This is a genomic window from Ideonella sp., assembly GCF_041287625.1.
In the GTDB taxonomy this organism is placed as follows: Bacteria; Pseudomonadota; Gammaproteobacteria; order Burkholderiales; family Burkholderiaceae_C; genus Ideonella.
The window spans coordinates 54153-66673 of sequence record NZ_JBGGNH010000073.1; the positions used below are offsets into that span (position 1 = coordinate 54153).

General features: G+C 65.6%; 10 protein-coding genes. 2 read left to right on the forward strand and 8 right to left on the reverse strand.

Annotated features, from left to right (window positions below; all coding sequences use genetic code 11):
• From ACAH41_RS27270 to ACAH41_RS27300, 7 genes are all read right to left on the reverse strand, one after another.
• The gene (locus ACAH41_RS27270; protein WP_325655322.1) at positions 1-1143 is read right to left on the reverse strand and encodes a polyamine ABC transporter ATP-binding protein; all 1143 of its coding nucleotides are present in this window, start codon (positions 1141-1143) and stop codon (positions 1-3) included.
• 16 nt (positions 1144-1159) lie between these two features.
• Complete coding sequence (locus ACAH41_RS27275; RefSeq protein ID WP_325655366.1) at positions 1160-2242, reverse strand: polyamine ABC transporter substrate-binding protein; 1083 nt, start codon at positions 2240-2242, stop codon at positions 1160-1162.
• Positions 2243-2546: 304 nt separating this feature from the next.
• Complete coding sequence (locus tag ACAH41_RS27280) at positions 2547-3959, reverse strand: aspartate aminotransferase family protein (RefSeq protein WP_325655321.1); 1413 nt, start codon at positions 3957-3959, stop codon at positions 2547-2549.
• Between the two features lie 64 nt (positions 3960-4023).
• Positions 4024-5391, reverse strand: a complete 1368-nt coding sequence (locus ACAH41_RS27285) for a glutamine synthetase family protein (RefSeq protein ID WP_141285500.1) — start codon at positions 5389-5391, stop codon at positions 4024-4026.
• 97 nt (positions 5392-5488) lie between these two features.
• Positions 5489-6319 carry a gamma-glutamyl-gamma-aminobutyrate hydrolase family protein gene (locus tag ACAH41_RS27290; protein WP_370538734.1) on the reverse strand — a complete coding sequence of 277 codons (831 nt, stop codon included), beginning with the start codon at positions 6317-6319 and terminating at the stop codon, positions 5489-5491.
• Positions 6320-6365: 46 nt separating this feature from the next.
• Complete coding sequence (locus ACAH41_RS27295; protein ID WP_325655320.1) at positions 6366-7670, reverse strand: FAD-binding oxidoreductase; 1305 nt, start codon at positions 7668-7670, stop codon at positions 6366-6368.
• A 70-nt stretch (positions 7671-7740) separates the two neighbouring features.
• Positions 7741-9048, reverse strand: coding sequence for an aspartate aminotransferase family protein (locus ACAH41_RS27300; protein WP_325655319.1), 1308 nt, complete (start codon positions 9046-9048; stop codon positions 7741-7743).
• Between the two features lie 238 nt (positions 9049-9286).
• On the opposite strand from ACAH41_RS27300, the gene ACAH41_RS27305 reads away from it, so the two are divergent.
• Positions 9287-9745, forward strand: a complete 459-nt coding sequence (locus ACAH41_RS27305; protein WP_325655364.1) for an Lrp/AsnC family transcriptional regulator — start codon at positions 9287-9289, stop codon at positions 9743-9745.
• 4 nt (positions 9746-9749) lie between these two features.
• Here the strand turns inward: ACAH41_RS27305 and speB are convergent, their stop codons facing one another.
• Entirely contained in the window at positions 9750-10676 is a 927-nt protein-coding gene (gene speB / locus ACAH41_RS27310) for an agmatinase (RefSeq protein ID WP_325655318.1), read from the reverse strand.
• A 414-nt stretch (positions 10677-11090) separates the two neighbouring features.
• Between speB and aceA the strand changes: the two genes are divergently transcribed.
• The gene (gene aceA / locus ACAH41_RS27315; RefSeq protein ID WP_325655317.1) at positions 11091-12407 is read left to right on the forward strand and encodes an isocitrate lyase; all 1317 of its coding nucleotides are present in this window, start codon (positions 11091-11093) and stop codon (positions 12405-12407) included.
• Positions 12408-12521 lie beyond the last annotated feature (114 nt).

A 12521-nucleotide genomic window follows, 5' to 3' on the forward strand; every position in this document is an offset into this window, starting at 1 on the left:
TCACTGGGTCAGCACCACGTGGGACGAGCGCGACCAGTGCGCCCAGACGCTGTCGCCCCAGGTCAGCGCGTCTTCGCGCTGGCGCACGGTGTTGGCCATGCTGACCTTCAGCATCTCGCCGCTCGCCAGCTTCAGCCGGTAGACGGTGAAGCTGCCGAAGTAGGACATTTCCTCGATCGTGCCCTGCACCCGGTTGAACTCGTCTGGCGGTGGGCTGCGGTCGATGACGATCTTTTCCGGCCGCAGCGCGACGGTGACCTGCATGCCCAGCGTGCCGGTGATGCCATGGCCGACGTAGTGCTTGCAGTCCGGGCTGGCGATGATGACGTGGTCGGCCTCGTCGACCTCGACCGTGCCTTCCATCAGGTTCACGTTGCCGATGAAGTCGGCGACGAAGCGGGTCTGCGGGGTCTCATAGACCTCGCCCGGCGTGCCGACCTGCAGGAAGCGACCTTCGCTCATCACCGCGATGCGCGAGGCCATGGTCATGGCTTCTTCCTGGTCATGGGTCACCATCACGCAGGTCACGCCGACCTGCTCGATGATGTTGACCAGCTCGATCTGCGTTTCCTCGCGCAGTTTCTTGTCCAGCGCACCCAGCGGTTCGTCGAGCAGCAGCATCTGCGGCTGCTTGGCCAGGCTGCGCGCCAGCGCCACGCGCTGCTGCTGGCCGCCGGACAGCTGGTGCGGCTTGCGCTTGGCGAACTTGGCCAACTGCACCAGTTTCAGCATGGCTTCCACGCGCGCTGCGACCTGCTCCTTGGGCAGGCCGTCGCGGCGCAGGCCGAAGGCGATGTTGTCCCACACGGTGAGGTGAGGGAACAGCGCATACGACTGGAACATCATGTTCAGCGGCCGGTCGTAAGGCGGCAGCCCCGCCAGGTCCTGGCCGTTCAGGATGATGCGGCCGGACGTGGGCGTCTCGAAGCCCGCCAGCATGCGCAGCAAGGTCGTCTTGCCGCAGCCCGACGAGCCGAGCAGCGCGAAGATCTCGCCCTTGGCGATGTCCAGGCTGACGTTGTTGACGGCCTTGTAGCCACCGAAGTCCTTCACCACGTTCTGGATCTGGAGGTAGGTGCTGTCAGCGCCGGAAGTGCTAACGCTGCTGGTCGGGCGGGAGACGCTGGCGGGAGAGTTCGTCATGATGCGGGCGGGCGCCTTACAGACCGGTCTTGAACGAGGTGTAGGTGCGCGTCATCAGGCGGCGCAGGTCGTTGTTCAGCGAGTCCGGTGCGGCCATCTTCTGCAGGTCGGCGGGCGACAGGAACACGGTCGGATTGGTCGCCACTTCCGGCTTGACGAACTTCAGCGATTCCTTGTTCGGGTTGGCGTAGAAGACCTTGTTGGTCAGGCTCGCATCGACCTCGGGGCGCATGATGTAGTTGATCCACTTGTGCGCATTGCCGGGGTGGGCGGCGTCGGCCGGGATGACCATCACGTCGAAGAACAACAGGCCGCCGGTCTTCGGGATCAGGGCTTCGAGCTTCTGGCCGGTCTTGCCTTCGATGGCCCGCTGGCGCGCGATGTTGATGTCACCGGACCAGCCCAGCGCCAGGCAGACCGAGCCGTTGGCCATGTCGTTGATGTAGCCCGACGAGCTGAACAGCGTCACATAAGGACGCACGGACTTCAGCAGCGTGGTGGCGGCAGCGTAGTCGCTGGGCGACTTGCTGAACGAAGGCTTGCCGAGGTAGTGCAGCGCGGCCGGCACGACTTCGGTGGCGGAGTCCAGGAAGGACACGCCGCAGGACTTCATCTTGGAGATGTATTCCGGCTTGAAGACCAGGTCCCAGACGTTGTCCGGCATCGGCGTGCCGCCCAGCGCCGCCTTGACCTTGTCGACGTTGATGCCGACGGTGGTGTAGCCCCACAGCCAGTCGACCATGTACTGGTTGCCCGGGTCCATGTTGGCCAGCTGGGCCTGGATCGCCGGATCCAGGTTCTTCAGGTTGGGCAGCAGCGATTTGTCCAGCTTGCGCAGCAGGCCGCCTTCGGCTTGCAGCTTGGCCCAGTTCGACGAAGGCACGACCACGTCGTAACCCGTCTTGCCGGCAACCAGCTTGGCATGGACGATTTCGTTGTTGTCGAAATTGTCGTAGCGGACCTTGATGCCGGTTTCCTTCTCGAAGTTCGCGATCGTGTCTTCGGCGATGTAGTCGGACCAGTTGTAGATGTTGAGGACCTTCTCCTCTTCCTGGGCCATGGCGGCGCCGCCGACCATTGAGAGCGAGAGCGCGGCCATGGCCAGCGACAGAACCGAACGCACAGACTTGAACTTCATGAAGATATTCCTCCGGGGGGTCACAGATGCGGGTTGTCAAACTCAGGGCACACGCCGGTGGGGCAGCGGTGCACTGCTTCAGCTTGCAGTCTAGGAGACGAACAGGGCCGTGACGCCCCGGGCGAACACGAAAAAGCTGGCGCTGCAGGTGGGCGCGGTAACGCCTGGGGCAGCGCGGCGGCGGCATGAGAAACCGCCGGGCCGCCCCAAGGTTTCTCATCCCCCTCGGGGGGCCTGACGCGAAGCGACAGGTCTGGGGGCACCCTTAAATCCAGCCGTTTTTTGTGGCGTCGGCCAGCGTCAGGTCGAGGCAGCGGCGGATCAGCGCCATCATCTCGTCGATCTGAGCGCGGGTCATCACCAGCGGTGGCGCGATGATCATGCGGTCGCCCACCGCACGCATGATCAAGCCGTTGGCGAAGCAGTGGCCGCGGCACACCATGCCGATGTCCACTTCGCCTGGGAAGGTCGTGCCGGTGGATTTGTCCTTCACCAGCAGCATCGCACCCATCAGTCCGCATGTCTCCGTTTCGCCGACCAAAGGATGGTCGCGCAAGCTTGCGAACTGCTGTGCAAGATACGGGCCGACATCGTCGCGAACATGCTCGACCAGCTTGAGCTGCTGGATCAGCTTGATGTTGGCCACCGCCACTGCGCAAGCCACCGGATGGCCCGAGTAGGTGAAGCCGTGCTGGAACTCGCCGCCTTGCTCGATCAGCACCTTGGCCACGCGCCCGCCGACGGCCACGCCACCCAGCGGGATGTAGCCGGAGGTCACGCCCTTGGCGAAGGTCATCAGGTCGGGCTTGCTGCCCATGGTCTCGCAGCCGAACCAGTTGCCCGTGCGGCCGAAGCCGCAGATGACTTCGTCGGACACCAGCAGGATGCCGTACTTGTCGCAGATGCGCTGGATCTCGGGCCAGTAGCTCTTCGGCGGAATGATCACGCCGCCAGCGCCTTGCACCGGCTCGCCGATGAAGGCCGCGACCTTCTCCGGGCCGACAGCGAGGATCTTGTCTTCCAGCCAGCTTGCGGCCTTCAGGCCGAAGGCGTCACGGTCCATGCCGCGGCCGTGTTCGAACTGGTAGGGCTGGTCGATGTGCACGATGTTGGGGATCGGCAACCCACCTTGTGCATGCATGCCGCTCATGCCCCCCAATGAGGCGCCGGCCATCGTCGAGCCGTGGTAACCGTTGACGCGGCCGATGATGACCTGGCGTTCCGGCTGGCCCAGGATGTCCCAGTAGCGGCGCACCATGCGCACCACGGTGTCGTTGCCTTCGGAGCCCGAACCGGTGAAGAACACATGCTCGAAACCGGGCGGCGTGACCGAAGAGATCAGCTCGGCAGCTTCGATCGAAGGCGGCGTGGCGGTCTGGAAAAACGCGTTGTAGAACGGCAGCTCTTTCAGCTGCCGCGTGGCTGCGTCCACCAGCGCCTGCTGGCCATAGCCAACGTTGACGCACCACAGGCCGCTCATGGCGTCCAGCAGCTTGTGGCCTTCGCTGTCCCAAAGGTAGATGTTCTCTGCCTTGGTGATGATGCGCGAGCCCTTGCGGGAAAGGCCGCCATGGTCGGTGAACGGGTGCAGGAAGTGCGCCGAATCGGCTTGCTGCCATTCGCGCGTCGTGCGCTTGGTGGCCACGGCCGGGGCCTGGATGACGATGTTGTTTTGCATGGGGAGGCTCCTTGAAAAACGGCCACCCTTGTGAGGTGACCGCGCAATGGTTTTGGGCAGCTTCTTAGACGTGGAGCAGCAGATGCTCACGTTCCCACGGCGAGATCACCTTCATGAACTCGGCGTGCTCGATCTCTTTCACCTCGGTGTAGACCGTGATGAAGTCCTTGCCCAGCACTTCGGCCAGGTCGGTGTCCTGGCGCAGCAGTTCCAGCGCTTCGCCCAGGCTGCGTGGCAGCTGGTACTCGCCGAGGTAGGCGTCGCCCTTGCATTCCGCGGCCGGTGCGATCTTGTTCTTGATGCCCAGGTAGCCGCAGGCCAGCGTGGCGGCGAGTGCCACGTAGGGGTTGGCATCGGCACCGATCACGCGGTTCTCGATCCGGCGTGCCGAGGGCGAGGCCACCGGCGAACGGATGCCGACGGTGCGGTTGTCGCTGCCCCACTGGATGTTGATCGGCGCAGCGGTGTTGCGCGAGAGGCGGCGGTAGCTGTTGACGTACGGGGCAAACAGCGCCATCGCTGCCGGGATGTACTTCTGCAGGCCGCCGATGTACCAGTAGAACTCGTCGCTGGCGGTGCCGTCTTCGTTGCTGAAGATGTTCTTGCCGGTCATCTTGCTGACCAGGCTCTGGTGCACGTGCATCGCGCTGCCCGGCTCGCCGGCAATCGGCTTGGCCATGAAGGTAGCGAACATGTCGTGGCGCAGCGCGGCCTCGCGCACGGTGCGCTTGAAGAAGAAGACTTCGTCGGCCAGGCCCAGCGGGTGGGCGTGGAAGAAGTTGATCTCCATCTGGCCGGCGCCGACTTCGTGGATCAGCGTGTCCACGTTCAGCTCCATCTTCTCGCAGTAGTCGTAGACGTCTTCGAACAGCGGGTCGAACTCGTTGACCGCGTCGATCGAATAGGCTTGGCGCGAGGTTTCGCTGCGGCCGCTGCGGCCGACCGGCGGCTTCAGCGGCATGTCGGGGTCGGTGTTGCGGGCGACCAGGTAGAACTCCAGCTCCGGCGCCACGACGGGTTCCCAGCCTTCGGCGGCGAACAGGTCGCAGACGCGGCGCAGCACCGAGCGCGGCGCAAAAGGCACCAGGTTGCCGTCGCGGTCGTAGCAGTCGTGGATGACTTGCGCGGTCGGGTCGGTGGCCCAGGGCACGATGCGCACGGTGGCCGGGTCGGGCCGCAGGTGCATGTCTCGGTCCGTCGGGTGGATCACGTCGTAGTACGGGCCTTCTTCCGGGAATTCTCCCGTCACGCCCATCGCCACAATGGCCTCGGGCAGCCGCATGCCGCGGTCCTCGGTGAACTTCTGGCGCGGCAGGATCTTGCCGCGCGCCACACCGGTGAGGTCGGGCACGAGGCACTCGATCTCGGTGACACGGTGTTGGTTGAGCCAGTTCTCCAGCTCGCTGAAATTGAATTGTTCTCTGCTGGCCATGGTGGCACCTGCTTTGACTTTGCATTGCGCGCGGAATGTCGCCTGGCAGACTGCTGCGCCTGGCGCCGGGCCGCGCGGGCCCCGGGGTTCTGTTGGGTCAGGCCTTGTTTGCGCCCGGTTGAACTGCTGCTGGATGGTGTGCAGCCTGATGCCGCCGGCAGGCTTCGCCAAAGGCCTTCAGCATCGCGACCGATTGCGGGTTCTGCGCAGCCTGCCATTCCGGATGCCATTGCACGCACAGGCTGAAGCCCGCGCCGCCTTCGACTGAAAACGCTTCGACCAGCCCGTCCGGCGCGCGGGCTTCGACCCGCAGGCCGTCCGCCAGCCGGTTCACCGCCTGGCCGTGCACCGAGTTGACCGGAAAGTCGCCGCTGCCGAACAGGCTGGCCAGCACGCCGCCGGCCTGCACCTGCACCGCATGCGCCGGGCCGTACTGCACGGCAGCCGGTTCGCCGTCGGGCGCGCGGTGGTCATGGTGGCCGGCCACGTCATGCACGGCCTGGTGCAGCGAGCCGCCCAGCGCCACGTTGGTCTCCTGTGCACCGCGGCAGATCGCGAACAGCGGGATGCCGCGTGCCAGCGTGCGGCGGATCAAGGGCAGCGTCCAGCTGTCGCGCAGCGGGTCCAGCGGCAGGGCCGGGTTCAGCACCTCTTCGCCGAAGTGGCTGGGATGCACATTGGACGGCGAGCCGGTGAGGAACACGCCATCGGCCAGGTCCAGCAGCGCGTCAATCTCGTCCGCCTCGGCAGACGGCACGATCAGCGGCTGGCCGCCAGACAGGCGCACCGCATCGAGGTACTTCTTGCCGGCGACGTGGAACGGGTGTTCGCCCAGCATGCGGTTGCAGGCGGGCACCAGCACCACCGGCTTGCGCATCGGTGCGGCCGCGCCGTCATGCGTTGCGGCAATCGAGGAGGGCAGGGTCATGTCGTTCATGGCAATCGTCCTGGAACGGTCCTGGAAATGTTTCGGTTCAACCCAGCAAGTCCCGCAGCTGGTACCAGGCCATGCCCAGCACCAGTGCTGGAGTGCGCAGCAAGCGCCCGCCCGGGAAGGCATGGTGCTTGATGCGTGCGAAGACGTCAAAGCGGCTCGCGTCGCCGGTCATGGCCTCGGTCACCAGCCGGCCAGCCAGGCCGGTCAGCGCCAGGCCGTGGCCGGAGAAGCCTTGCAGGTAATACACGTTCTGGTGCCCGTCCGGCAGGCGGCCAAAGTCGGGCGCGCGGTTCATCGTGATGTCGACGAAGCCGCCCCAGGCGAACTCGGCCCTGGCGTTTTTCAGCTGCGGGAAGGTGCCGACCATGCGCTTCCTCATCGTCTCGGCCAGGTTCGGCGGCGTGACGGTGCTGTAGCTGACGCGGCCGCCGTACAGCATGCGGTGGTCGGCGGTCGGGCGGAAGTAGTCCAGCACGAAGTTGGTGTCGCAGACGGCCGAGCCCGAAGGCACCAGCGAGGAGGCGAGGCCGGGATCGAGTGCCTCGGAGCAGACGATGTAGGTGCCGACCGGCATGATGCGCGGCTCCAGCGCCTGGGCCACGCCCTGCAGGTAGACGTTGCCGGCCAGCAGCACCTGCGGCGCGCGCACCTTGCCGCCAGAGGTGTGCAGGGTGACCGTGGCGCCGGGCGTCATCGCCGTGACGGGTGAGTTCTCGAAGATCTGCACGCCGGCTTCGGCGGCGGCGCGCGCGATGCCCAGCGCGTATTTGAGCGGGTGCAGGTGACCGGAGTGCGGGTCGTGCAGGCCGGAGTGGTAGCGCGGGCTGGCGATCCAGTCGCCAATGCGCTCGTGCGGCACCGGCGTGAACTTGGTGTTGTAGACCCGCGCCATGCGCTCGGCCCATTCGGCCAGCGCCGCGCCTTTGCGCGCACTGGTGGCCACGCCCAGGTAACCGTCGCGCCAGTCGCACTCGATGTTGTGCTGGCGAATGCGCTGGCGCAGCAGGTCCAGCGCTTCCAGCGTCATGCCCCAGACCTTGCGGGCGTCGTCCAGACCCAGTTGGGCTTCGATCTCGGTCTGGTCGCAGGCCAGGCCGTGGATGGCCTGCCCGCCGTTGCGCCCACTGGCGCCCCAGCCCACCTGCCTGGCCTCCAGCAGCACGACCTTGCGGCCCAGCTTGGCCAGGTCCAGCGCGGCCGTCAGGCCGGCCAGGCCGCCGCCGACGATGGCCACGTCGGCTTCGAGGTCGCCGGAAAGCGCAGCGTGACCCTGCGTGCGCGGGGCCGTGGCGGCGTAGTACGAATGGCGGGCGAGATCGCGGTCGACGCTGAGGAAGGTCATAAGGTAGGCGCTAGGCAAGCCCTCTGGAAGTCAGATACAGCAGGGTGGAAAGAGAAGAACGGGAAGGGTCTCAGGCCACGCGGCCGATGGCGATGCGCAAGGTGCCGACGATCTGGTCGATCTGCTCGCGGCTGATGATCAGCGGCGGCGACAGCGCAACCGTGTCGCCCGTGGTGCGCACCATCACGCCAGCGGCGTAGCAGTCCAGGAACACGTCGAAGGCCCGCGCGGTCGGTGCGCCGGGGCGCGGCGTCAGCTCGATGCCGCCGACCAGGCCGATGTTGCGCACGTCGATCACGTGCGGCGCGTCCTTCAGCGAATGCAGCGATTCGGCCAAATACGACTGCAGCTCGCCAGCGCGGGTCAGCAGGCCTTCTTCCTCGTAGGTGTCCAGCGTGGCCAGGCCGGCGGCGCAAGCCAGTGGGTGGGCCGAATAGGTGTAGCCATGGGCGAACTCGATTGCCTGCTCCGGGCCCTGCATGAAAGCGTCGTAGACATGCTGGCGGGCGATCACCGCACCCATCGGCACGGCGCCGTTGGTGAGGCCCTTGGCGCAGCTCATCAGGTCCGGCGTGACGCCGAAAGTCTGCGCGGCAAACGGGTTGCCGGTGCGGCCGAAGCCCGTGATGACCTCGTCGAAGATCAGCAGGATGCCGTGGCGGTCGCAGATCTCGCGAAGGCGCTGCAGGTAACCTTGCGGCGGGATCAGCACGCCGGTGGAGCCAGCGACGGGCTCGACGATCACCGCGGCGATGGTCGAAGGGTCGTGCAGTGCGCACAGTCGCTCCAGGTCGTCCGCCAGTTCCGCACCGTTGGCCGGCTGGCCGACGCTGAAGGCGTTGCGGGCCAGGTCGTGGGTGTGGCGGATGTGATCCACGCCGCCCAGCATGCTGCCGAACATCTTGCGGTTGCCCACGATGCCGCCGACCGACATGCCGCCGAAGTTGACGCCGTGGTAGCCACGCTCGCGGCCGATCAGCCGGGTGCGCTGGCCTTCGCCGCGCACGCGGTGGTAGGCCAGGGCCATCTTCAGCGCCGTCTCCACGGCTTCGGAGCCGGAGTTGGTGAAGAAGACCTTGTTCATGTCGCCGGGCGCCAGGTCCGCCACGCGGCGGGCCAGCTCGAAGGCCTTGGGGTGGCCCATCTGGAACGGCGGCGCGTAGTCCATCTCGGCGGCCTGCTCGGCGATCGCCTGCACGATGCGCGGACGGGCATGGCCCGCGTTGACGCACCACAGGCCTGCAACGCCGTCGAGGATCTGCCGGCCTTCGTCGTTCCAGAAATGCATGCCGGAAGCCCTGGTCAGAAGGCGTGGCGCCTTTTTGAACTGGCGATTGGCCGTGTACGGCATCCAGTAGGCGTCAAGGTCGGCGGTCATGGCGGTTCCTCAAGGACTTGGCGGCGGCGGTGTGATCCACATCACGCTTCGGCGCTGCTTCAAGTGGCATTTGGCAACGAAGAGCAGTCTAGCCAAGCCGGCGCGCAATGTGCTTGCGCGTTGGCAGGGGCGCTAGCCCCGCGGCGCAATTTCATGCGAACCGGACGTAGAATCTTGAAACAATATGCGAAGCATCTCCAAATCGCCGCAATTTTCATCACAGGCCGGTATGCAACTGATGCATCTGGACGCGATTGACCGGGCCATCCTGTCGGAGCTGCAACTCGACGGCAAGCTCACCAACGTGGAGCTGGCGCAGCGGGTGCATTTGTCGCCCTCGGCCTGCCTCCGGCGCGTCAAGCAGCTGGAAGACGAAGGCGTGATCGCGCAGTACGTGGCGCTGCTGAACCCCAAGGCCGTGGGCCAGACGGGCACCAGCTTCACCATCATCAACCTCGAAACCATGAGCAACAGCCTGCTCGAAGCCTTCGAGCAGGCTGTGCGGGCCGAGCCGCAGGTGCTGGACTGCTACTACGTGGCCGGCTCGAACGACTACCTGATCCGCTTCGCCTACCGCGACGCCGAGGACCTGGAGCGTTTCCACACCCAGGTGCTGATGCACCTGCCAGGCGTGGAACGGTCGAACTCGATGCTGGTGCTGCGAACGGTCAAAAAAACCACCGCGTTGCCGCTTTAGGTTTTCAGATCCCCAACCGCTTGCGCTGGCCGCACAGGTAGGTCCAGACGATCTGCGAGGCGGCCAGGCTGGTCAGCTCGCTCTGGTCGAACGGCGGGGACACTTCCACGCAGTCCATGCCGATGAAGGGCCGGTCGGCCAGTTCCTCGACGATGCTGAAAAGCTGGTTGGTCGTCATGCCGGCGGGCTCGGGCGTGCCGGTGCCGGGCGCAAAGGCCGGGTCCAGGCAGTCGATGTCCAGGCTCAGGTACAGCGGAGGGTGGCCATGCGCGGCCAGCCGCTCGCGGATGGCGCTGAGCACCGGGACCAGCTGCGCGGGGCTCTCCAGGCCGCGCAGGTCACGCGCGGTGAAGATCTGGCCGCCCTGGTCGCGCACGTATTCCCTCGCTTCCCGCACGCCTGCCGAGCGAATGCCCAGTTGCGTGAAGCACTCCGGCATCACCAGGCCTTCCTGGATCGCTTCGTAGACCCAGGTGCCGTGGCCGCTGGGTTCGCCAAAATGGTCCTCCCAGGTGTCGCAGTGGGCGTCGAAATGGATGACAGCCAGCGGCTGGCCGACCTGGGCGCGGTAGGCGCGCAGCAGCGGCAGCGTGATCGAGTGGTCGCCGCCCAGCCAGGCCATGTGGTGGCTAGCGATCAGCGGGCGGATCAGCGGCATCATCGCCTCGCGCATGCCTTCCAGGCTGGTGTTGGGCAAGCGCAGGTCGCCGGCGTCGCCCAGGCAGCCGGCCAAGTCCACGTCGAACAGCGGATGCGTGCCGTCGCAGAGCATGTGGCTGGCCTGGCGGATGCTGCGCGGGCCAAAGCGCGCCCCAGGTCGGTTGGTCACGCAGCCGTCCCAAGCGACGCCGGCCAGGCCGAAGGTCTGGCTGCTGGCAAGCGGTGGCACCTGCAGGAAGGTGGTCTGGGACAGGAACGGGAAGCCGGACATCGGGCAGCGCTTTCTCAGGAACTGGAACGGGGATCACCGAAGGGGTCTCGACCCGGCCGAGCAACTCGGCGGCGGCCATCATAAGGAGCCGAAGGCGCCTTGGCGCGTTCGTCCTGCCTGGGTTGCCGCGGCGCCGCGCCGGATTTCCCATGACGGAAAGGCGCTTTCACGATGCGGAATGTAGCCGACGAAAACGTCGACTCCATTTTTCATAGTGAAATTCCAACTCTCACATTGCGATATTTTTAAGTTAAGTCATTGATTTCATTGAAAACAAACTTCACTCTTATATAAGACATAAGTCTTCCCTCCAGCTGGCTCGGCGCGCACACTTGGGTCCAGGTTGTCACTCAGTTGACCTCACTTTTCGACACCCGATCGACTCCCGATCCGACCTACCTGATGGAGCTCCCGATGACGAAGCTGACCCGCGAACAACAGATTGCCGCCCTGCAAAAAGACTGGGCTGAGAACCCCCGCTGGAAGGGTGTCAAGCGTGGCTATTCCGGTGCTGACGTGGTGCGCCTGCGCGGCAGCCTGCAGCCCGAATACACGCTGGCCCAGCGCGGTGCCGAGACGCTGTGGAACAAGATCAACGGTGGCGCCAAGAAGGGCTACGTGAACGCTTTCGGGGCGATCACCGCCGGCCAGGCGATGCAGCAGGCCAAGGCCGGCCTGGAAGCGGTGTACCTGTCGGGCTGGCAGGTGGCCGCCGACGGCAACAGCTCCGAGACCATGTACCCGGACCAGTCGCTGTACGCCTACGACTCGGTGCCCACCATGGTCCGCCGCATCAACAACACCTTCAAGCGGGCCGACGAGATCCAGTGGTCGCGCGGCATCAACCCGGGCGACGAGCAGTTCATCGATTACTTCCTGCCCATCGTGGCCGATGCGGAAGCCGGCTTCGGCGGCGTGCTGAACGCCTTCGAGCTGATGAAGAACATGATTGCCGCGGGCGCTGCCGGCGTGCACTTCGAAGACCAGCTGGCCGCCGTCAAGAAGTGCGGCCACATGGGTGGCAAGGTGCTGGTGCCGACGCAGGAAGCCATCGAGAAGTTGCTGGCCGCGCGTTTCGCCGCGGACGTGATGGGTGTGCCGACCATCGTGCTGGCCCGCACCGACGCGGAAGCCGCCAACCTGATCACCAGCGACCACGACGCGAACGACAAGCCCTTCCTGACCGGCGAGCGCACACAGGAAGGCTTCTACCGCGTCAAGAACGGCCTGGAGCAGGCCATCAGCCGCGGCGTGGCCTACGCACCCTACGCGGACTTGGTGTGGTGCGAAACCGGCACGCCGGACCTGGGCTTCGCCCGTGAGTTCGCGCAGGCCGTGCATGCCAAGAGCCCGGGCAAGCTGCTGAGCTACAACTGCTCGCCGTCCTTCAACTGGAAGAAGAACCTGGACGACCGCACGATCGCGCGCTTCCAGGATGAACTGTCGGCACTGGGCTACAAGTACCAGTTCATCACGCTGGCCGGCATCCACATCAACTGGTTCAACACCTTCAAGTTTGCCAACGCCTATGCCAACGGCGAAGGCATGAAGCACTACGTGGACATGGTGCAGGAGCCCGAGTTCAAGGCCCGCGAACAAGGCTACACCTTTGTTTCGCACCAGCAGGAAGTGGGAGCCGGCTACTTCGACGACGTGACCACCGTGATCCAGGGCGGCAGCTCCAGCGTCAAGGCGCTGACCGGCTCGACCGAAGAAGAACAGTTCCATTAAAACGGGGCACCCGGTTCGCCGGGTACGGCAAACCACCCGCCGGGCGGGTTGGCGCGGCCGCCTTGAGGCGGCTCGGCGCCGGCCGCGCTGCGGTGACGATGGTCGAGGTCGTCA